The 20939-nt window shown below is 39.8% G+C and carries 18 protein-coding genes, 2 tRNA genes and 1 CRISPR repeat array; of the genes, 11 read left to right on the top strand and 9 right to left on the bottom strand.

Features of this window, described 5'->3' with window-relative positions; translation table 11 throughout:
- Positions 1-3: 3 nt before the first annotated feature.
- From DVR12_RS19020 to DVR12_RS19010, 3 genes are all read left to right on the top strand, one after another.
- The gene (locus DVR12_RS19020; RefSeq protein ID WP_116977373.1) at positions 4-1215 is read left to right on the top strand and encodes a TlpA disulfide reductase family protein; all 1212 of its coding nucleotides are present in this window, start codon (positions 4-6) and stop codon (positions 1213-1215) included.
- A 74-nt stretch (positions 1216-1289) separates the two neighbouring features.
- Entirely contained in the window at positions 1290-1655 is a 366-nt protein-coding gene (locus DVR12_RS19015) for a glyoxalase superfamily protein (protein ID WP_116977372.1), read from the top strand.
- Between the two features lie 72 nt (positions 1656-1727).
- A complete protein-coding gene (locus DVR12_RS19010; RefSeq protein ID WP_116977371.1) occupies positions 1728-2654 on the top strand; it encodes a 1-phosphofructokinase family hexose kinase in 927 nt (308 codons plus the stop codon).
- Between the two features lie 7 nt (positions 2655-2661).
- Here DVR12_RS19010 and DVR12_RS19005 read toward each other — a convergent pair whose 3' ends face one another.
- Both DVR12_RS19005 and DVR12_RS19000 read right to left on the bottom strand, forming a co-directional pair.
- Positions 2662-3279, bottom strand: coding sequence for a phosphoribosyltransferase (locus DVR12_RS19005; RefSeq protein WP_116977370.1), 618 nt, complete (start codon positions 3277-3279; stop codon positions 2662-2664).
- 11 nt (positions 3280-3290) lie between these two features.
- Positions 3291-3935 carry a dienelactone hydrolase family protein gene (locus DVR12_RS19000; protein WP_116977369.1) on the bottom strand — a complete coding sequence of 215 codons (645 nt, stop codon included), beginning with the start codon at positions 3933-3935 and terminating at the stop codon, positions 3291-3293.
- A 95-nt stretch (positions 3936-4030) separates the two neighbouring features.
- Between DVR12_RS19000 and DVR12_RS18995 the strand changes: the two genes are divergently transcribed.
- The gene (locus tag DVR12_RS18995; protein WP_116977368.1) at positions 4031-5359 is read left to right on the top strand and encodes an erythromycin esterase family protein; all 1329 of its coding nucleotides are present in this window, start codon (positions 4031-4033) and stop codon (positions 5357-5359) included.
- Positions 5360-5492: 133 nt separating this feature from the next.
- On the opposite strand, the gene DVR12_RS18990 is transcribed toward DVR12_RS18995, so the two are convergent.
- The 3 genes from DVR12_RS18990 to DVR12_RS18980 form a co-directional block, all read right to left on the bottom strand.
- Complete coding sequence (locus DVR12_RS18990; protein ID WP_116977367.1) at positions 5493-5828, bottom strand: DHCW motif cupin fold protein; 336 nt, start codon at positions 5826-5828, stop codon at positions 5493-5495.
- An 87-nt stretch (positions 5829-5915) separates the two neighbouring features.
- On the bottom strand, positions 5916-6908 hold the full coding sequence (locus DVR12_RS18985) for a hypothetical protein (protein WP_116977366.1): 993 nt from the start codon (positions 6906-6908) through the stop codon (positions 5916-5918).
- A 244-nt stretch (positions 6909-7152) separates the two neighbouring features.
- Positions 7153-7947 carry a Fic family protein gene (locus DVR12_RS18980; protein ID WP_116977365.1) on the bottom strand — a complete coding sequence of 265 codons (795 nt, stop codon included), beginning with the start codon at positions 7945-7947 and terminating at the stop codon, positions 7153-7155.
- A 297-nt stretch (positions 7948-8244) separates the two neighbouring features.
- On the opposite strand from DVR12_RS18980, the gene DVR12_RS18975 reads away from it, so the two are divergent.
- Positions 8245-8526: a hypothetical protein gene (locus DVR12_RS18975; RefSeq protein WP_116977364.1), complete on the top strand. Its 282-nt coding sequence runs from the start codon at positions 8245-8247 to the stop codon at positions 8524-8526.
- A complete protein-coding gene (locus tag DVR12_RS18970; protein WP_116977363.1) occupies positions 8513-9133 on the top strand; it encodes a zeta toxin family protein in 621 nt (206 codons plus the stop codon). The genes DVR12_RS18975 and DVR12_RS18970 overlap by 14 nt, the downstream gene beginning before the upstream one ends.
- 105 nt (positions 9134-9238) lie before the next feature.
- On the opposite strand, the gene DVR12_RS18965 is transcribed toward DVR12_RS18970, so the two are convergent.
- The 3 genes from DVR12_RS18965 to DVR12_RS18955 all read right to left on the bottom strand — a co-directional run bounded on the left by DVR12_RS18965 (position 9239) and on the right by DVR12_RS18955 (position 10383).
- Positions 9239-9324, bottom strand: a tRNA-Leu gene (locus DVR12_RS18965).
- Positions 9325-9339: 15 nt separating this feature from the next.
- Positions 9340-9412: transfer RNA gene (locus DVR12_RS18960), tRNA-Gly, on the bottom strand.
- A gap of 116 nt (positions 9413-9528) precedes the next feature.
- A complete protein-coding gene (locus DVR12_RS18955) occupies positions 9529-10383 on the bottom strand; it encodes an RHS repeat domain-containing protein (RefSeq protein ID WP_116977362.1) in 855 nt (284 codons plus the stop codon).
- Positions 10384-10517: 134 nt separating this feature from the next.
- Between DVR12_RS18955 and DVR12_RS18950 the strand changes: the two genes are divergently transcribed.
- The 3 genes from DVR12_RS18950 to DVR12_RS18940 all read left to right on the top strand — a co-directional run bounded on the left by DVR12_RS18950 (position 10518) and on the right by DVR12_RS18940 (position 12909).
- Positions 10518-11504: a DUF3667 domain-containing protein gene (locus DVR12_RS18950; RefSeq protein WP_116977361.1), complete on the top strand. Its 987-nt coding sequence runs from the start codon at positions 10518-10520 to the stop codon at positions 11502-11504.
- 8 nt (positions 11505-11512) lie between these two features.
- Positions 11513-12292 carry an enoyl-CoA hydratase-related protein gene (locus DVR12_RS18945; protein WP_116977360.1) on the top strand — a complete coding sequence of 260 codons (780 nt, stop codon included), beginning with the start codon at positions 11513-11515 and terminating at the stop codon, positions 12290-12292.
- Positions 12293-12393: 101 nt separating this feature from the next.
- The gene (locus DVR12_RS18940) at positions 12394-12909 is read left to right on the top strand and encodes a hypothetical protein (protein WP_116977359.1); all 516 of its coding nucleotides are present in this window, start codon (positions 12394-12396) and stop codon (positions 12907-12909) included.
- A gap of 57 nt (positions 12910-12966) precedes the next feature.
- On the opposite strand, the gene DVR12_RS18935 is transcribed toward DVR12_RS18940, so the two are convergent.
- Positions 12967-15228 carry a Tex family protein gene (locus tag DVR12_RS18935; RefSeq protein WP_116977358.1) on the bottom strand — a complete coding sequence of 754 codons (2262 nt, stop codon included), beginning with the start codon at positions 15226-15228 and terminating at the stop codon, positions 12967-12969.
- A gap of 225 nt (positions 15229-15453) precedes the next feature.
- Here DVR12_RS18935 and mazG point away from each other — a divergent pair, with 225 nt between their 5' ends.
- Together mazG and DVR12_RS18925 are read left to right on the top strand one after the other, a co-directional pair.
- Entirely contained in the window at positions 15454-16221 is a 768-nt protein-coding gene (gene mazG, locus DVR12_RS18930) for a nucleoside triphosphate pyrophosphohydrolase (RefSeq protein WP_116977357.1), read from the top strand.
- A 12-nt stretch (positions 16222-16233) separates the two neighbouring features.
- Positions 16234-20043, top strand: a complete 3810-nt coding sequence (locus DVR12_RS18925) for a sensor histidine kinase (protein WP_147323490.1) — start codon at positions 16234-16236, stop codon at positions 20041-20043.
- Between the two features lie 187 nt (positions 20044-20230).
- A CRISPR array of direct repeats spans positions 20231-20649; the repeat unit is 29 nt; unit sequence GTTGTAATCGTACAATGTTGAATGGAAAT.
- Positions 20650-20939 lie beyond the last annotated feature (290 nt).

Below are 20939 nucleotides of genomic sequence, written 5' to 3'. Positions count from 1 at the left end.
AAAATGATAAAACAACCATTAATATTATTAACATTCACATTGCTGACCGGCAGCGCATTTGCTCAAAAACCATATAGCCTGCATGGAAATATCCCAGGAGCTAAAGATGGTACCAAAGTATATCTTTCAGATACCTTTGAGAGCAATAAACCGATCATGAGAGATTCGGCTGTCATAAAAGATGAGCGGTTCTTATTGAATGGTAAAGCACCATGGGGGTATAGCAGACAAGTAATGTTGGTCATCGATAAAAACCCTGGAGTACCCAGAGATCAAAAAGCTGTACGCTTTTTCATGGGCGACGAGCAGGTGAGTTTTACCTGTTTGTTAGATAGCTTGCCTGGTTACTATTATGGTACTGGTGGCAGCATGGATAATGTTAGCATCACTGGTGCAAAAGATCAGGATCTATATACACAATTTAAAACTTCGGTCAATGATCTTACCTCAAGAAACAAGGAACTTTATCAGGCTTACCTGCAGGAATATCATATTCCTGCGGCTGATGGTAAATTCAACACAGCAAGAGGTTTAGAGCTGGTAAAAGAAATGAATCAGGTAGATAATGAATTGAAAGAACAAAAGCTTGCTTTTATAAAAGCAAATCGTTCTTCTATAGCATCAGCTTACCTGGCTTTTGAGTTAATAAGTCGTGCTCAGTCTGGTATGACCACTTCTGAAATTGATGCCATTGTTGCTTTGCCTTCAGCAAAGTTATCGGCCTCCAGCATTGTGAAAGAACTGAAAAAATCTGCAGCTAAAGCAAAGCTCATAGCAAAAGGAGTAAAGTATATCGATATTCCTCTTACCGATCGTGATGGCAAAACGGTAAAGCTTTCAAGCCTCGTAAAGCCTGGGCAATATAATATGCTGGAATTCTGGGCTTCCTGGTGTGGGCCTTGCCGGGCTGAAATACCTCATTTGCGTGAACTGAGTAAAACTGTTGATCAAAAGGATTTCAATATCATTAGTATCTCCATTGATGAACGCAAAGCCGATTGGAATAAAGCTATGAAGGAAGAACAAATGGAATGGCCACAGCTTTGTGATTTGAAAGGATGGAAAGGGCCGGTTGTACAACGCTACAAAGTGGAAGGTGTTCCTTTTTCCATTGTGCTCGACCCTAAAGGAAGAATAGTAGCAAGCGAAATAAGAGGAGCAGAATTGGATTTTGTATTGAAAGATTTATTGGGAGATAAAATTACAGCGTTTTAATAAGGTTGTTAATTAATGAGAAGCGCCTCAGTTTTGAGGCGCTTTTTTAATAGCTTTATGTCACAATTCTAAGTATGACAAATAAAGTAATCCCCGTTCTTCGAATTTTCGACTACAACAAAGCAAAAGAATTCTATTGTGACTGGTTAGGATTTAAAATCGATTGGGAACATCGCTTCGATGATAATTCACCAATTTATATGCAAATTTCCCTGGGAGATATTCTTTTGCATCTGTCGGAACATCATGGCGATAGTAGTCCGGGTGCCAAGGTACTAATTCAATACGATGGTTTGGAAGCCTATCACCAGGAGCTTATAGCAAAGAACTATAAGTATAACAAACCGGGTTTGGAACATGCTTTTTGGAATGCATTAACGGTAACGGTTAGTGATCCGTTTTATAATAAGCTGGAGTTTAATGAGCCGAAGGAGCAGTAGTTTGAATAGTAAAAATTGTTAATCTGTAGAACCTGCAGAGCAGCCAGGATGTTAAAAGAATAAAACTATGTTATGAAACCAGTCATAACTATAACTTTTAATCCGGCAATCGATAAAAGTACAAGCGTTACTACTTTAGTACCTGATAGAAAACTTAGATGTTCTCCACCTGTGTTTGAGCCGGGTGGGGGAGGTGTGAATGTGGCAAGAGCAATTGTTAAGCTCGGAGGACAAGCAACAGCTGCATTTTTTGGAGGAGGCTATACTGGTCATTTTTTCAATGAATTGCTTGCTGCCGAACAGGTTACAGCTATTATGATACCCATAGCCCAACATACCAGAGAGAACCTCATCGTAACTGATGAGGCAACCCAACAGCAATTCCGCTTTAATATGCCCGGACCTTACATTTCGGAAAAAGAATGGCTTCAGGGTTTGGAAATATTAGATAATGCCATGAATGATGTATCGTTTGTAGTTGCCAGTGGAGGCCTGACACCCGGACTTGCTGAAAATGCCTTTCAGCATATTGGGTTATTGGCTAAAAGAAAAGGAATTCCTTTTATTGTGGATACTTCTGGTAAGGCCCTGCAATTAGCTGCCAATAGCGGGGTTTATTTATTAAAGCCAAACCTTGCTGAACTTGCTACACTTGCAGGCAAGGAGGAGCTTACCGGTGAAGAAACCGTCGTTGCTGCCAGGTCTATTATCCAGGCTGGAGATTGCAGGTATGTTGTTGTTTCATTAGGTGCAGGAGGGGCAATTTTGGTTACTGAAGAGGAAGTTAAGCATTATCAGGCGCCGGTGGTAAAGGCCCTAAGCACAGTAGGAGCCGGAGATAGTATGGTGGCAGGGATGGTATTGCAACTAGCACGGGGTGCAGATATATATACTGCTGTAAAATTTGGGGTAGCCAGTGGAACGGCGGCAACAATGAATTCGGGTACAGCGCTTTGTCATTTGAAAGATGCAGAGGAGTTATTTCAAAGTATGGGGTAAGCACGTATTACTTTTCAGATTTGTGCATATATTTTATCACTTCCTCATCACTCACTTCACTAAAATCATTATAAAAAGCACCAACACCAAAGAAATACTCTGGTATTTGTAATACAATGACTTCATCTGCTGCCAGCTGTAGTAACTGGTAGGCCGATTCAGAAGCTACAGGAACTGCCACAACAATTTTTTCTGGCTTCTCCTTACGCAACATTTTAATGGTAGCCAGTAAAGTACTCCCGGTAGCAACACCGTCATCTATTATTATTACTATTTTCCCCGTAACAGGTTGGAGGGCGCGATCTCCAAGATATAACCTTTGCATCTCAGCTAACCTGCTGCGTACTTTTTTTATGGTTTTTTGAATATAGTCTTCAGAAACATCTGGATGCGGAACAATATAGCTGGCGGTAAGGCTAACGGCCCCAATAGCATATTCCTCATTGTCGGGATGACCAATTTTCTTGGTAAGAGTAAGACTTAATGGCAACTGCAATTCACTGGCAACAATATACGCAATTGGCACACCTCCACGCGGTACGGCCAGCACTATTCCATTCTGGTGTTTGTACTTTTCCAACAATGGTACAAGTTGATGACCTGCTTCTATTCTGTTTCTAAACATACGGGGAGTTTTTAATTGATGAGATATTGTTTAAACCACTCCAGCGCAGCTTTACTAACCTGAGAAAGTGTATCTCCTTCTTCGAAGAGATGCCCTGCACCAGTTATTACCAGGAGTTTTTTGGGGCCGTTCAGCAGATTTAAGGCATCCCGATTCAGCGCTAATACTTCAAGGTCCAGACTCCCTACTATTAGTAAGGTAGGAGTAGATACGTGAACTAATGATTCACCTGCAAGATCGGGTCGGCCTCCCCGGCTAACCACAGCTTGTACATAGGGTAACTGACTCGCAGCTTTCAACGCGGCAGCAGCACCTGTACTGGCTCCAAAATATCCCAGTGCATAAGAATCGAATTGTTGGGAGGTGGATAACCATTCTGTTACACCAACAAGTCTGCTCGCTAACAAATCTATATCGAAACGCATGGCATAAGAAGCCTCATCCTCTTCCTGTGTCAGCAGATCGAATAATAGCGTACCAAACTGATGTTGTTGTAAGTTTAATGCAACTGCCTTATTACGTGTACTAAATCTACTGCTACCGCTACCATGACAAAAAATAACTATTGACCTGGCTTCTGCAGGTATTGTCAGTTCTCCTTCCAGGAACACTTGTCCGGTTGGTATATTCACGATCTCATGAAAATTCTGTTTCATACCTGAGATTCAGAAAAATGAATGCCAGAACTAATACAGTCTATTATCGTTGCCCGAAAATTGCTGGGATTTTATCTTAACAAGGATTTTTTATCATGAATCATTATTTCAAACAGACTTTAGATATTGCAGATTCTGTCGCTAATCTTCATTATGTATCACATCCTTTAGGCAAAGGAGAAGAGCTTGATGCTTTAATTGAAAGGATAGGAAGTGCTCGTGTGGTAATGTTGGGAGAGGCTTCACATGGTAATCATGAATATTACAAATGGCGTAATTATATCACACAAAGGCTTATTCTGGAGAAAGGCTTCAATTTTATTGCAGTAGAAGGAGACTGGCCCGATTGCTACCGGTTTAACAGGTATATAAAACATTACGAAGAATCCGGGAACAGTGCCTTCGATGTATTACATTCCTTCAATCGTTGGCCCACCTGGATGTGGGCAAACTGGGAAATCACTGCTTTAGGTGAATGGCTGTATGATTACAATGGATCAGTATCTTCTGAAAACCAAATTGGTTTCTATGGCCTGGATGTATATAGCCTTTGGGAAAGTATGGAAGCAATCATAACCTACCTGAAAGAGAAAGATCCTGCAATGGTTGCCATGGCTGAAGAAGCATATCAGTGTTTTGAACCTTATCGTACAGAAGAAGGACATGGTTATGCAAGAGCCACTTCCCTGGTACCGGAGTTATGCAGAACTGAAGTTGTTAACCTGCTTCAGGGAATCCGACTTCATTTCCCCAATTATGATACAGATCACGAAAGTGCTTTTAGCACAGAACAGAATGCACTGATAACAGTACATGCCGAGAATTACTATAATGCTATGATAAAAGGCGGACCTCATTCATGGAATATTCGTGACCTGCATATGGAGGAAACCCTGGAGCGGTTATTACAATTTCATGGTGAGCAATCGAAAGCTATTATTTGGGCGCATAATACACATATTGGTGATGCGAGGGCTACCGACATGACAAGCGAAGGCATGGTAAATATTGGTGAATTGGCAAGAATGAAATTTGGAGAACACCAGGTTGCACTGTTGGGATTTGGTGCTTATCAGGGGCAGGTAATGGCAGGAAGCAGATGGGGAGCACCAATGAGAAGTGTAGCTGTTCCTCCAGCCCAATCCGGGAGTTGGGAACAGTTGTTAAAGATTGAAGGGAGTGGTAATAAATGGTTATGGATGGATGATCTTCGCAACACTCAATTTCTAGAAGTACCGGTTGGACATCGCGCCATTGGAGTAGTTTACAATCCCGAGTATGAGCAGTATGGTAATTATGTGCCTAGTATACTTCCTTTGCGGTATGATGCCTTCATTTACCTGGATCAGGTAACAGCATTACATCCATTACATATCAAACCGGATGGAAGGCAAATGCCGGAAACTTATCCTTTTGGGGTTTAGGAGAATAAGTCTCCAAGGCCCTCGCATATTCGCGGACAAATGAACTACCTTGGTCTATGATTATCTTTATCAATCCATATGATAGTTATGGCGAAGCTCTATTGCAATTAGAATGTATAGGAAATCATATTACTTACTTCAGAAAGTCGCCATCAATAATCAATAGCTTTACTCCTGATTCTGTACTGGAACGGTGATTACTAAGGTCATCAGAAACAACATAGGTCATGCCCTGGTTCAATACAAACTGTTCTCCATTATCCAGTTCACTGATAAAGCTTCCTTCCAGGCAATGAACTATATGCCCTTTCTTACACCAATGATCTGCAAGATAGCCCGGCGAGTAAGTGACAGTTCGAATGCGTAAACCTGGCAGTTGAAGGGTTTGCCATAAGGCGGTACCAGTAATGCCGGGATGGGTAGTGGGAGATATAGTGCTCCAGTCGATGCACTGAAAAGGATGTTTCATGGGATGAAAAATATAAAAATCTGGCTGATTGGCAGCCAGATTTTTAAAAACATTGTACTTATGAGAGCAATTATTATTTTGAATATTTTACCACATTGGCGTGGCGGTATTTGTCCACGCATTTGTAAGGTAATCTCCTTGTGCGTATTGATAGATTGAACCATCTAGCCTCAAAGTCCAATGTGAGCCACTTAGTAGCGAACCATAACCTTCTACTGCTGCTAAAGTAACTACATAATCACTGTTAACTACATCTGTTACATTAATTGAAACACTTGGCCCCATAATATAATTACCATTTGTAGGAAGTGTGCCTGTTCCGTTGTAGAGGTTAGCGCTGCCTGTTAAATTCACTGAAACATCTCTTATTGTTGTTGCCGGGTTCCATTTGCAGCAATCTTTCCATTCGAGCTTCAATCTTATAACTGAGTAAGCAATCCATGTGCCTACATTTGTTCCTTCAATGAAGGCAGAAGCTTCATGTACAAATCTGGTATGTGTAGTTCCCCAAAGATAGAACTCTTTTATATAGCGAGAGTCTGTAGCTGTTAGACCAATGTCAGTTTTTGCATTAGGATTAATGGATTGGAGCTTAATTTGCTTAGCATCAAAGAACTTGTCGATAGATTCAGGTTTCTGTTTGATTTGATCTATTTTACTTTCATCTGCTACAGGAATGTAATACTTCTTTCCGGAATGATACCACACAATTTCGTCTCCTATCCTTACCTCGCCTTTAGAATTTAATACCGAAAGTAGTTCTTGCGGGAAGCCAAATGAGAGAAGATCTCTAAGCTCATCGGAAACAGGAGTTTTATCAGGTAAATTTTTTAAGGCTGTAGAAAGCGATGTAAATCCATCCTGGTCAATAATTTTTTTTCTCATGTTTTCTTTGAGGTACGCGATTAAATTTTCCTGAGAGTTAAAGAGAAGTCTATTGTTGCTCACAATAGGTTGTTTTGTTTGAAGAATAGTTTTATTGTGCTCGGGTACAGAAGAAACTTCATTTTTGCTACAATTACTTGCTAACAATACAGTGGTTAATCCAAAAACAACTAAGGCATGTTTTGTTTTAATCATGAGATTTGGGTTTAGAAATGATAGAATTAGGATAATAAGTACAATGAGTATAGGTTAATCTTAGTGCTTGATAAACAAATTAATGTTGTAATTTTTATAATAGGTAAATATAAATAGGGTAACTGAATCATTTATGCAGTGTTTATTTTTGTATGGTTTTGAACCATACAGAAATAATTAGCTATTCAGAATTAGAAACGTAAAAGCTGGTTAGTGACTTAAAGGATTATATACCTCACATTTATTAATCATTATTCATTACTGCATTATTCAACATCCCCACAAATGGTAATGCCGCATTATAATCCAATTCTTCATATTCTAATCCAAGGATCCTGATATTGTTATAATATTCCTTGTGATTCAGATAATAATACTTTTCAGATTGTACAAACCAGGCTTTAGGGCCCAAATGTTGTGCGAGGAACCATTTTTCGAGTAATCGTCCACTTCTTCCGTTTCCATCATTCCATGGATGTATTTTTACAAATACAAGATGAATCATGCTGGCAAAATAAAATGCAGATTGGATATCAAGTTTTTGTTGTAGGAGCAAGTCAATATCATGGTATAGCTTTTCCATTTCTGTACCTACAATAAATGGAGAAGCTGCTATATATTCGATTCTACCATCTTCAGTTGTGACATACATATTTTGATTTCTGATTTTGCCTTTCCAGCTTTTAGAAACTATATGTTTTGCTAAAATGCCATTTACTTTAGTGATGTTTTCTTTAGAGGGGGTATGGTCTTTTGCGAATTGATAGGCAAGATATAGATCGTCAATTTTCCTGGTGTAATCTGGGAGGAATTCAATACCAAATCTTTTATGTTTGATATAAGAATCTAATTCAATTGGTTCACCTTCAATTTTACTGGAATAAACAGAGGCAACAGAAGTATAAAAACTAAAATCAGCTGTAGAAATTTCTGCATCCTCCAGTTTAGAAAATGCGGTTGAGAGAGTTTCAACATCACTATGATCCCTAAATTTTTCCAATAAGTTATGATGGACTATTTGAAGTAGTTGAGTATACATGATGTCAGGGGTTTTGAGAAAAGATATGAATAATCTTTTTTCCTACACACTAACAAAAAGGCCGCTTTGTTAAGCGACCTTTTTGTGGATTCTAACTTGAATCCGATTGTGTACCACAAACGGGAGTACAGCCAAACACTTATTTTCATTTTATAAATGAAATTCATTCAGTTATAAATATTTGAAATCTTATTAAATAATGTTTTTTTAATATTTTATCGATAATTAAATGTGGAAATTTGGGTTTGGTCAGTTGCCTATTTTTTGCTATTTTATTAGGATTTTTAAGGACTAAAAATGACTGCATTAGAAAAAGAATTAGCTATTCAGGATAAGAAATTTGCCGCTACAATTGAGCGGCTCAGGAATCGTAATTTCTCCAGAAACCTGCCTTTCCTTATCTTATCTAATAAGTTACCTGAAGGCCAAGGCTACTATGAATATGCTGATGGACATATAGAGATCCAGGAAGTATATACTATAGGAGCTGATATTGAAACAAGATTTATTCGCACCCTTTCGGAAATAGAAGCAATCTCAGTTCGCAATGATTTTAAACTAAAAAATGGATTACAATAAGCCAACATTGCTTGTTATCTCCGGCCCCAATGGAGCAGGAAAATCTACCCACATAGAATCCATGCTCCCCGAATTGTTCGATGGTGTTCCCCCTTTTGACAGAGATTTGACCCGTACCATGTTTGAGAAAGAACTCCAGGGAAAAGAACTTACTCCGGAAGAAATCAGTAGCCAGTCATCATTAATGATGGAAAATTATCTTTCTGCAAAGATTAATGAAGCAATCGCCAGTAAGCAACACTTTGTGTTAGAAACTCCATTATCACACCCTGATTATTGGAGATATATAGATCGTTTCGAAAATGCCCGATATCAGATTCTGTTGAACTATCTATGCCTTGATAGTATCCTGGATTGTGAACAGCGGGTTAAAGAAGGTGGTCATGCGGTGGATGCGAGAACTATTAAAGGTGTTTATGAACAAAATCTGAAGTTTATAAACGATTACTGGGAGACTTTTAATGTGGTTTGTTTGTATGATGGGATGGCAAAGCCGACTTTATTAGTGAAGCTAGAGAATAAGAAGGTGGTGATGGTGGATAAGAATGCCTTGAAGAAGGGATGGGTGAAGAAAGGGTTAACCAGTATCGCAAGTAAGATAAAGTAGTTAGTTCACTTATGTGGACAGTATTACTCGCAGAAATATCTGCAGAAATATTTTCAGTTGTATTCAAAAAAAAAGGAGAGTGCGCGCCAGCGCTACTCTCCTTTGTACCCCAGATGGGAGTTGAACCCACACTCGCATTACTGCGAACGGGATTTTAAGTCCCGCGTGTCTACCAATTCCACCACCAGGGTTTGTGAGAAATTTCGAGCGGAAGACCGGGCTCGAACCGGCCACCCCGACCTTGGCAAGGTCGTGCTCTACCAAATGAGCTACTTCCGCTTTTCTTAAGAACTGACCCCGTCGTTTTTCGTTGGGATTGCAAAGATAGGAATCTTTTTTAACTCACAAAATTTTTTTTGCATTGATTTAAAATATTTTATCCATTCACTTTTTTTCTACTGCTTTTCCGACTGCTTTTCATAGCCATATTTCACCAAACCTAACAGCTCTTTCCCTTTACCATAGCAGATTTCCTTAGATGGTAATCCGTCCGGCTGGTACTCATACTCCCAAATAGTGTAGGTCGACGTTTGTGCGTTAACGGTAGTCATTTTCGTTAGTTTACCCTGAGAATTGTACTCAAAAATGTAATCCGGCAGCATTTTTTTCTTGGCTGCCTGGTACCGGTAAACATCCGTTAATCGCCCTTCCTTATCATAATTATAGAAAACCCGCTTGCCAATTCCCCCTTTCAACTCCATCTCTTCGATAACATGACCCACACTATCCGTCTTAAAAACTACAACAAGAGAATCTCCTGTACCACTCTTCCGCTGCACCATCTGCTGTAATCTTCCACTGGTATCATATATATAGTTCCTGCTCTCATCAAACCTCATCTTATTGCTACGGGCAATCGATGTACTGCTTACTGTCAGCAGCCGGCCACTATTGTCATACCTGTATTGTGTAGTGGTAATACTCGCTCCCGAACTATCCACCGTTTTAGACAGCTCCCCCTTCGGAGAAAAACTGGAAATCAGGGCCGAATACCCAGTAGCACTGGACTGAGTCTGTGACTTCATCTGACGGTAAGTCGGATTCACACTACGTTCACATCGAAAATCCTTATCAATTTCCATATTGGCATCTAAGGTTTGCACCTGCTGCGTCTTTATCTTATTCTCTTTCAGCAGCGCCATGGTTGCCATTGTCTGCTGCGTATTATAAATGTCCTGGAAAAAGTACTGGCTATAACCCTTTGCTGTAAAGGTTAGAGCGCTAATGACCAATAGAAATCCTTTCTTCATGAATATTAGAGTCGTTGATAAGTTGAGTCGACAAATGTAAAACGCAATTTTTACATTAAAATTTTTTACCGTACTATGTTTGTGTCACCCTCTTTCATATCTTGCAGCAATTTCAACCAAAATTCTGATAGTAATTGAAAACACAACCTATACGCCAGGATAAAAACTGTCTAAACTGCGGAGCCGATGTACCTCAGCGCTATTGTACGGTTTGTGGTCAGGAGAATACTGTACAACATGAAACCTTTGGCCACCTGGTCAAACATTTCACTGCCGATATATTTCATTACGACTCACAATTTCTTACTACACTTAAGTCACTGCTCTTTAAGCCTGGCTTCCTTACCAGAGAATACCTCGCAGGTAGGAGAGTAAGATATGTGAATCCTATCAAACTTTACGTTTTTGTATCATTTGTTTTCTTCTTTGGTATCTCTTTCTTGTATCCTAAGTATGAGCCAGGACATCACAAAAAAGCAAAAGCATCGGAACATTCGGTAACTTCTGCAAGCGGAGAAGGTAGCTCAACTGCCCTAATTACTGATAGCTCAAAACAACCAGCCGACTCATTGCATAAACTGGCAGCTGAACTGGAGAATGACAATATAACCCTGGCACGCTTCGATTCTCTCCAAAAGATTCTGCCAGATTCTCTTCGTATGCAAGGCGCTGAAGCCTGGCTCCAACACCGCTCCCTCGATTTAAAGAGCAGATATACTAAAGACAATCTGAAAGAAGCAATAGTAGAAATGTTCCAGCATAACGTTCCAAAGTTGATGTTTGTACTGCTACCTTTATTCGCCCTATTCATGAGATGGTTCTATGATAGAAAGAAATGGTTGTATGCCGATCATGCTATTTTTGCTATGCATTTGCATTCCTTTCTCTTTATTGTAGGATTAATATTCTACTCCCTGGATGCTCTTTTTCAAAAGAAAATTATTCTCGAAATAGGATATTTTATTGCATTTTCCTATTTCGTATTGGCGCTTTATAATAACTTTAGACAATCACTGATTAAATCTTTTTTTAAAGCCACTGCTTTATTCTTCATCTATTCATTTACTATTGGATTTGTTTTCACTATTTACCTGATGCTGATATTTGCGTTATTTCTGTAACTTTAGGCATGCAGCCTCAATACATCATCGTACACCAACAGGTAGCCCCATATGTGGCACATATCCAGCTAAATCGCCCTTCTGAACTGAATGCGCTTAACCTTCAATTAATGGGGGAATTAAGAGATGCCCTGAAATTGCTGGACAGCGATGACCAGGTTAGAGCCATTGTAATCAGCGGAAATGACAAAGCCTTTGCAGCAGGTGCAGATATTAAGCAAATGGCTGAAAAGTCGGCTATAGATATGCTGAATATCGACCAATTCAGTACCTGGGATACCATCAAAAAGACTAAAAAACCAATAATCGCCGCAACCAGTGGCTTCGTCCTGGGTGGCGGATGCGAATTGGCTATGCTTTGCGATATGATCGTTGCAAGCGAAACAACCCGCTTCGGGCAACCCGAAATTAAGTTAGGCATCATGCCTGGTGCCGGCGGTACCCAACGCCTTACCCGCGCCGTAGGTAAAGCCCTCGCAATGGAAATGGTGCTCACCGGCAGAATGATCACTGCCACGGAAGCCCTCCACGCCGGACTAATAAACAAAATAGTACCCGTTGAACTATATTTGCAGGAAGCCATCAAGTTAGCCAGCGAAGTAGCCGATATGAGCCCTGTGGCCGTAAAACTGGCTAAAGAAGCCGTACTGAAAGCATTTGATTCATCGTTAGAAGAGGGATTACACTTTGAACGGAAAAATTTCTATCTTCTCTTTGCCTCTCAGGACCAACAAGAAGGTATGAAGGCATTTACGGAAAAAAGAAAACCTGTATTCAAAGGAAAATAATTTAAAAATTAAACATTTTTATCATTTAAGGTGTTAACCTTCCACTAACGAAAATCGGACTTTCGATATTACCAGTCGTATGTCGATCAAAAAATTTAACCATGAGTGCCATAAGGTTTCCTGTTGCCTCCTTGTTCTCTGTTACCGTATGCATTACTGCCTGTAATAACCCTTCGCCCCCTGTAAAAAATGTTGTGGCTGAAAAAAGGGTGGTACCAACAGATACAATGATAGCCTCCGAAGAAGCTATTCAAACCGATTCAATTACCTCCTGGAGCAGTTTCCAGGTCTTTGAAGGTCAATACCCTTCTGAAAGCAAATTACTGGATACTCCGCCGCTTAAAGCCCGTTTTAATGCACTGGTAGGAAAGGCCAGGAAAACATTCCTGGAACGCTTAAAAGTTACTCCTCCGATTGAAATTCAAAACCATGTGCTGTTCGACCAGGGCTACATGCCGGGCAAATCGAGGTATGATGAAGCAGCTATCGCCGTGGATTTTGATAAAGACGTCATTTATATTGGGTTTACCATCAACAAAAATCTTATCGTCTTCAGCGAAAAAGGGGATACAGATTATCCGGAACAGTTCCTTCAATGGATGCAGCAATTTCAATAAAAAGAAAAAGCATCTCAGAAATTGAGATGCCTTTTCATCATATAGCTGCTAACTAAGTTAGTTGAATTTATTCTTCAATGCTGCTAATTTCGCCTGGAAATCATTCAGTGGCGCTTCATTTGCAGGCGCCTTATCTTTCCTTGGCTCTTTGCGGCCACCTCCCTGGTTAGAGTTTGCTCCCTTTGCTGCCGGTTGCTCATTCGTTTTCATCGACAAGGAAATACGCTTGCGAGGAACATCTACTTCCAGTACAGTTACCTGAACTTTCTGATTGAGCTTCACCGCTTCATTAGGGTTGCTGATGAATTTATTGGAAAGATGGGATATGTGTACCAGTCCATCCTGTTTTACTCCCACATCCACAAATGCACCAAATGCAGTGATATTCGTTACTACACCTGGCAATACCATTCCTGGTTTCAGATCTTCAATAGCATGAATACCTTCTGCATATTCGAAGATAGAAATTTCGTCACGAGGGTCACGACTTGGTTTAGCCAATTCCTTCAGAATGTCTTCCAGGGTCAGTAAACCAACTTCTTCACTCACATATTCCTTTGGATTGATCTTTTTGCGCAAATCTTCCTTACTCATAAGATCCGGCACACTACAATGCTGTTTCTCTGCCATTGCTTCTACCACCTCATAACGCTCTGGGTGAACAGCCGAATTATCCAGCGGGTTATCACCATTTTCTATTCTTAAGAACCCGGCACATTGTTCGAATGCTTTATCTCCTAATCTATGCACTTTTTTCAGTTGCATACGATCCTTAAATGCTCCGTTTTCTTTACGATACTTAACAATATTATCTGCCAAAGAAGGACCAAGACCTGAAACGTAAGCCAGTAAATGTTTGGAAGCTGTATTCAGGTTCACACCCACATTGTTTACACAACTAACAACAACTCTGTCGAGGCTTTGCTTCAATGACGACTGGCTAACATCGTGCTGGTATTGACCCACACCAATGGATTTAGGATCAATTTTCACCAGTTCTGCCAGCGGGTCTATCAGTCGGCGGCCTATAGATACGGCTCCACGTACTGTTACATCGAAATCAGGGAATTCTTCACGGGCTACTTCTGATGCTGAATATACAGATGCACCACTTTCATTTACCATGAAAACGTTGATCTTTCTTCCGAAATCAATCTTTTTCACAAACTCCTCTGTTTCTCTACCTGCCGTACCATTACCAACGGCAACAGCTTCTGCTTCATATTTATCAGCCCATTTCTTCAGAAGAGCTTCTGCATCATCACGCTTATAATTTTTTTCCAGCGGGTAAATAACATCATTGGCAAGCATATTACCCTGGTTATCCAGTGCAACAATTTTACAACCTGTTCTATAGCCCGGGTCAATAGCTATTACGGCTTTAGGCCCTAATGGTGCTGCCAATAAAAGCTGGCGTAGGTTTTCAGCGAATACTTCAATTGCTTCAGCATCTGCTTTATCCTTAGCCACAGCTCTGAATTCGTTTTCGAGAGAAGGGCGTAATAACCTTTTATAGGCATCGGTAGCGGCTTTGCCCACTTGTTCGGCAGCTGCACCTTTTCCTGTAACAAATTGTTTGTTGAGGATGGTCATTGCATCTTCTTCTTCAGGAGCAATGGAGCTAAAGAGAATTCCTTCATGTTCAGCGCGTAAGATCGCTAAAACACGGTGTGAAGGCATCTCCCGAAGATCTTCTGAAAACTCAAAGTAGTCTTTATATTTATCACCTTCTGCTTCTTTACCTTCCACAACTCTGGAAGTCAGTTTAGCTGTATTGGTAAATAATTTACGTAGTTTATCACGGCCTTCTGCATTTTCGTTGATCCATTCTGCAATAATATCTCTGGCTCCTTTTAATGCTTCCTCTGAAGTGGCTACCTGTTCATTGATAAATTCTGCAGCGGCGTTGGTATCGCTGTCCTGTTGGTCGAATAATGAATGTGCAAGTGGTTCCAGGCCTTTTTCTATTGCAATGGTTGCACGTGTTTTACGTTTAGGTTTATACGGTAGATATATATCTTCCAGCTCTGCCAACACCCAGGTATCTTCCAGTTTTGAAAGCAGTTCCGGGGTCATTTTTTCTTGTTCAGTTATCGTTTTGATAATAAACTCGCGACGCTCATCTACCTCCTTGTAACGTTTTTGCAGATCTTCGATACGACCTATTTGTACTTCATCCAGGCTTCCCGTTACTTCTTTACGGTAACGGCTAATAAATGGTACAGTAGAACCTTCCGATAAGAGGTTCATGGTATTTTCTGCCTGTTTACCGGAAATACTTAACTCCGATGAAATAAGTGCAATGTGTTTCGGATTCATAATTCAATTATTTTGGGATTCCAGGATTTTCGGATTCTGAATTTTAACAAATTCTATGTCTTCCAATCTCAAAATCGCTACAAATTTAATAGCTGGCAAATGTAATTAAAATGGGCTGTTAACCAACAAAAACAACAAATATTTAATAATCTCTAAAAGCCGCTATGGCACGATATCTGCTGAGTCCAGTCGAAATTCGGAAAATCATCCCTATTTTTACAAGATATGGAAAAGACTGCTACATTTGACCGCCTTCTCAAAATAATGGACGACCTGAGAGAAAAGTGCCCCTGGGATAGAAAACAAACTATTCAAACACTTCGTCAGCTTACTATTGAGGAAACCTACGAACTGGCCGATGCCATTACGGAGGAAGATTGGATGTCAATAAAAGAAGAATTAGGAGATATTCTTCTGCACATGGTCTTTTATTCAAAAATTGCCTCAGAAAAGCAGCATTTTGATATTAATGATGTAATAAATGGAGTTTGTGAGAAATTAATACGCCGCCATCCGCATATCTATGGTGACGTAAAAGCTGAAACTGAAGAACAGGTTAAGCAAAACTGGGAAAAATTAAAGCTAAAGGAAGGAAAGAAATCTGTATTAAGCGGAGTACCACAATCCCTGCCCGCTCTCGTTAAAGCCATGAGATTACAGGAAAAAGCAAAGCAAACTGGCTTCGAATGGGATAATGCCTCTCAGGTATGGGATAAAGTAAAGGAAGAAGTAGGTGAACTTCATGAGGTAGTGGCTACTAATGATAAAGACGCGATTGAAGACGAATTCGGTGATGTTCTTTTCTCGCTCGTTAATTATTCACGATTCCTGGAAATTGACGCTGAAAACGCCCTGGAAAGAACTAATAAGAAATTCCAACGCCGCTTTCAGGCCATGGAAAAATTAGCATTGGAGAACGGACAAACATTAAATGATATGTCCTTATCCGAAATGGATGCGCTCTGGAACCAGATTAAAGCTGCTGAAAAATAAAGATTAGGTAAATTGATTGATACTAAGGAAATAAGGTTGTTCTTATTGCGACATGGTTATCTCTTAATCATTGCCGCCTGGCTGTTTACATTCGCTTTTCTGTTTAGCAATTATTGGTCTTATTACTCTTCTCCTCAGGGAGTTAAAAGGAGTATGGAGAAAAGTATTCATCAAAGAGAAAGAAGTTTTTATAAACTTGCCAATGATACTACTCTCACCTCCGAACTACTCAATCGAAACTATGATCAGACAACCCTCGATAAGTTAACCGATCTCGAATACTCCCTTTTTGCCTACGATTCCAGTAATGCCGGTATCTGGCTTACCTTCTGGAGTACTAATCAGGTTCAGCCCGAAGAACTGGAAGCTACCTTTTCAGATAGTTCCCGCTTCATGAAACTGAATAATGGCTATTATGAAGTCATTACAAAAAGACTAAAAGCCCCGGCCCGGCATCATCAGTATCTGGTGGGTGTAATCCCTGTCAGACTTGAGTATTCTATCAAAAATAATTATCTCGTTAGTCATTTTTATGATAAGGAAGAATTAGGAGAAGAATATAGCATATTGAGAGATATGCCTTCCCTGCGGCTTCCGGAGCATATTATATTGCCTGTAAATAATAGTGATGGAGAAACATTATTCTATCTCGATTATAACAGCAATATGAAAATCAGGTCTCCCAATTCCCTTAGTGTATTGCTGATGGTATTGGGATGTATTTGTGTGTTGATCTTTATCAACTTATTTGCAACCCTTCTTGCAAAAACAACCAATCCGTTATATGGATTCCTGTTTTTGTTTACCATTGTACTTACATTAAGGGTTACCAGTTATTATTATCCATTCCCTTTTAATCTCCGTGCTTTAAATATTTTTGATCCCAGGATCTACGCGAAGGATGAAATTTTCTATTCATTGGGAGATCTGTTGGTGAACGTATTACTTACTTTCTGGATGATTTTATTTTTCAGAGAGCATGTTAAAACTATTAACCCTCCCGTAATCCGTAACCGCTGGATTCAAAGCCTGGTGATTATTATAGCCAGTCTCATACTTTACATAGTAGAACAATTCCTGGCAGAACTGATCCAAAGTTTGGTGATCGATTCTAAAATCTCGTTTGATGTAACTAATCCGTTTAGTTTAACAGAATACAGTATTGTAGGGTTTGTAGTTTTAGGTTTTATCTCATTTAGCTTTTTGTTTTTCTCCCAGATCATCAACTATCTGCTAAATGAACTGACAAACTTCCAGTATAAAACTAAATACATCTGGTTGGGAGCTGTTGGATTAATCTGGCTGTTATTCAGAATCCATCATCCGGAGCTTTACTTTTTTATTTCGATGGTGATTTGGTTGTTGTTGTATATCGTTTTGCTGGATTTTCTGGCAGATAGATTTGAAAGCAGTACGGCAACCATTCCATTTTTATTCTGGCTGTTTCTGTTAACGATTACCACTTCTGCAGTTCTTGTACACTACAACAACCATAAGGAATTATCGGTACGTCAAAAGCTGGCTGAAGATCTTTCCCGCAAGAAAGATCCTTATCTGGAAATGTTATTGAATGATGTAGGAAAGAAGATTGAGCAGGATGAAGCAATCCAGTATTTCTTTCAGGACAGTCAGCGTAGGGAAAGAAGAAAATCGGTATTTGATAATCAACTTTTACAAAAATATTTCCAGGGATACCTGAGCAGGTTTAAGGTCAATATTTACGTGTATGACGAAAACGGTAGTTCCCTGTTCCCGAACTCCGATACTGTAAGTCTGATGACTTTTAACCGCCTGATGTTTTTTGAGTCTCAGGCTACTCCTGCATCGGGTGCTGGTAATGATCTCTATTACTATGAGCGCAGCTTTAATGACTACAGCTATATAGTGAAGAAAGAATTCCATAATACAAATAATGAAGTAAGTGGATGGTTGGTTTATACACTTACTCCTAAGGTTGTTAATAATGGAAGGCTTTATCCTGAGCTGCTGGTAGAAGGTGATCTTACTGATCCGGGTAGAGATAATGCCGGAAATTATGCCTATGCAGTTTACGATAAGAATATATTAGTAAGTAATAATAGTGGATATCCATTTCCTATTCGTTTATATGCCCATGATTTGCCGGTTTCTGATCTGTCTGTAAGATCGGTAAATGGATATTCGGAAATGATTTATAAGGCAAGTCCGGATAAGGTAGTAATAGTGGTGAAGGAGAACAGGATGTTTGTTGAGTTTATTACGCTGTTTGCCTACATGTTCTGTTTATTTTTGTTGATTGTTGCAGTATATAAGGTATTTGATTTGTTGATCAAAGCTCGTATGCGCCTGAGCAATCTTCGTTCTCTCATTGATGTTAGCATCCGGAGGAAGGTGCACGGAACAATCATTTTTGTAGTAGTTTTCTCATTTGTAATATTAGGTATTACTACTGTTAAATTCTTCACCTATCGTTCTCAAACTCAGAACAGGGAGCGACTTAGCAAAACAATGCGTGAAGTAGGAGTAGATATTGAGAAGGTGTTCGAGACGCAGCGCGACCTCGATCAGGTTGGAGATATTTACGATTCGGAGCTTATGAAAAAGCTGAATACTTCTTTAGCTGATATTGCTGATGAAAGAGCTTTGGATATAAATGTTTATGATAGAGATGGGAATCTTCAACTTACCACCCAACCTATGATGACAGGCAAAGGTCTGATCTCAACGAAAATGGACCCTCGTGCGTATTATCACCTGTCACGTTTAGACCAGGTACAATACATCCATACGGAGTATATTGGTGAAATGCCTTATTTATCGGGTTATACGCCGATTCGTAATCATGATACCCATGAGGTAGTAGCATATTTGAATGTACCTTATTTCGCTACGCAAACAGAGTTGAATCAGCAGATTTCGAACTTCCTGGTTGCCCTGATCAATTTCAATGCATTTATCTTTTTAATTGCGGGTATGCTTGCTTTGTTGATCACGAATTCTATCACCCGTTCATTCTCGCTGGTAGCTGAGAAGCTGCGGCATGTGAACCTTGGGCAGCGTAACGATGAAATTGAGTGGGATAAAGACGACGAAATTGGTGCTTTGGTAAAAGAGTATAATAAGATGGTGCGGAAGCTGGAAGTCAGTGCGGTGCGGTTAGCGAAGAGTGAAAGGGAAGGGGCGTGGAGAGAGATGGCGCGGCAGGTAGCTCATGAGATCAAGAATCCGCTTACTCCGATGAAGCTGAGTATCCAGTATCTTCAACGTGCAATAGCAAATGATTCTCCGAATGTAAAAGAGCTTTCGCGCAATGTAGCTAATACGCTGGTTGAGCAGATAGATCACTTATCTAATATTGCTTCCGACTTCTCTACTTTTGCCCGGATTGGAGAAGCGAATAATGAAAGGGTACTTCTAAACGAAGTAATTCATTCATTAACATCGTTGTACCAGGGGCAGGAAAACTGTGAGATTGAATATATTCAGCCACATCACGATTTCTACGTATATGCAGATAAAACTCAGATGAATCGTTTGTTTACTAATCTTTTGCAGAATGCAAGCCAGGCTATTCCTGAGAATAAGCATGGCCACATAGTTGTAAGGCTTCAGCAAACAGCCGATAATCATGTATTGGTAAGTGTTTCGGATAATGGAGAAGGTATTTCAACTGAAATTCAATCACGCATCTTTGTACCTAACTTCACTACTAAATCATCTGGTACTGGTCTTGGTTTGGCGATGTGTAAGAACATTGCGGAACAGGCAAGAGGTGAAATATGGTTCGAAACCAAGCTGAATGAAGGCACAACGTTTTATGTGAAACTTCCTTTGGCAGAATAAGTCGTCGACCGTTGAAATTTTCGTTTGTCCTTGCAGGTGATTTTAGCTATTTTTTGCTTAACTTATTGATTCTTATTGGTCGTCGATCCCCGGCATAAAACCGGTTATTAGACATCGACGACTTTTTGCCTATGTTTTTGAGGTAAGAGGGCAGGAGGGGCAAGGGTTTTGGCGGGAGAGGAGGAGGGTTGTAATCGTACAATGTTGAATGGAAATTGATTTTTGAAGTGTACTTTCTCCTGCGTGATAATAGTTGTAATCGTACAATGTTGAATGGAAATCTGCCGGTGGTGCTATTTCTTTTCTGACAAACAAAAGTTGTAATCGTACAATGTTGAATGGAAATAGGCAAGCGCGGAACAAACGGACGACGGTCAGTAATGGTTGTAATCGTACAATGTTGAATGGAAATTTAGCGATGACCTTATTTGCATTTTCACCGCTTAAAGTTGTAATCGTACAATGTTGAATGGAAATTACGAGTTGAAAGGTCTTTTGAATAATGCGCAACACGTTGTAATCGTACAATGTTGAATGGAAATATATTCGGCGGGCGGGTTCAACTCCCGGACCTTCAGTTGTAATCGTACAATGTTGAATGGAAATTGGAACAACAGTTGGTGGCAATTGCAATAAGTTTTTAGTTGTAATCGTACAATAGTTGAATGGAAATTGTTTTCTTGTTCCTCGCCATACTCTAATTACGTAAGTTGTAATCGTACAATTGCTGAATTGAAATAAAGCTAAAAACGACCAGAAAACAACGATAGAAAAAGTTTAATCGGACATTCATTGAATTGAAAAAAATCTTACTAATGTCTGTGTCCTTGTATTTTTACCATTATTACTAAATCGAATTTTACAAACCTCAAAATGCATTTTCTTGATCCTCTGTC

Origin of the sequence: Chitinophaga silvatica (assembly GCF_003419895.1) — a bacterium.
Classification (GTDB): Bacteria; Bacteroidota; Bacteroidia; order Chitinophagales; family Chitinophagaceae; genus Chitinophaga; species Chitinophaga silvatica.
The sequence above is the reverse complement of the archived record's forward strand: the minus strand, read 5'-3'. Positions and strand labels throughout refer to the sequence as shown.

What these genes read in the sequence shown, in the direction of transcription:
- DVR12_RS19020 (WP_116977373.1), top strand. Translation starts at nt 4, where the DNA reads ATGATAAAACAACCATTAATATTATTAACATTCACATTGCTGACCGGC.
- DVR12_RS19015 (WP_116977372.1), top strand. Translation starts at nt 1,290, where the DNA reads ATGACAAATAAAGTAATCCCCGTTCTTCGAATTTTCGACTACAACAAA.
- DVR12_RS19010 (WP_116977371.1), top strand. Translation starts at nt 1,728, where the DNA reads ATGAAACCAGTCATAACTATAACTTTTAATCCGGCAATCGATAAAAGT.
- DVR12_RS19005 (WP_116977370.1), bottom strand. Translation starts at nt 3,279, where the DNA reads ATGTTTAGAAACAGAATAGAAGCAGGTCATCAACTTGTACCATTGTTG.
- DVR12_RS19000 (WP_116977369.1), bottom strand. Translation starts at nt 3,935, where the DNA reads ATGAAACAGAATTTTCATGAGATCGTGAATATACCAACCGGACAAGTG.
- DVR12_RS18995 (WP_116977368.1), top strand. Translation starts at nt 4,031, where the DNA reads ATGAATCATTATTTCAAACAGACTTTAGATATTGCAGATTCTGTCGCT.
- DVR12_RS18990 (WP_116977367.1), bottom strand. Translation starts at nt 5,828, where the DNA reads ATGAAACATCCTTTTCAGTGCATCGACTGGAGCACTATATCTCCCACT.
- DVR12_RS18985 (WP_116977366.1), bottom strand. Translation starts at nt 6,908, where the DNA reads ATGATTAAAACAAAACATGCCTTAGTTGTTTTTGGATTAACCACTGTA.
- DVR12_RS18980 (WP_116977365.1), bottom strand. Translation starts at nt 7,947, where the DNA reads ATGTATACTCAACTACTTCAAATAGTCCATCATAACTTATTGGAAAAA.
- DVR12_RS18975 (WP_116977364.1), top strand. Translation starts at nt 8,245, where the DNA reads ATGACTGCATTAGAAAAAGAATTAGCTATTCAGGATAAGAAATTTGCC.
- DVR12_RS18970 (WP_116977363.1), top strand. Translation starts at nt 8,513, where the DNA reads ATGGATTACAATAAGCCAACATTGCTTGTTATCTCCGGCCCCAATGGA.
- DVR12_RS18955 (WP_116977362.1), bottom strand. Translation starts at nt 10,383, where the DNA reads ATGAAGAAAGGATTTCTATTGGTCATTAGCGCTCTAACCTTTACAGCA.
- DVR12_RS18945 (WP_116977360.1), top strand. Translation starts at nt 11,513, where the DNA reads ATGCAGCCTCAATACATCATCGTACACCAACAGGTAGCCCCATATGTG.
- DVR12_RS18940 (WP_116977359.1), top strand. Translation starts at nt 12,394, where the DNA reads ATGAGTGCCATAAGGTTTCCTGTTGCCTCCTTGTTCTCTGTTACCGTA.
- DVR12_RS18935 (WP_116977358.1), bottom strand. Translation starts at nt 15,228, where the DNA reads ATGAATCCGAAACACATTGCACTTATTTCATCGGAGTTAAGTATTTCC.
- mazG (WP_116977357.1), top strand. Translation starts at nt 15,454, where the DNA reads ATGGAAAAGACTGCTACATTTGACCGCCTTCTCAAAATAATGGACGAC.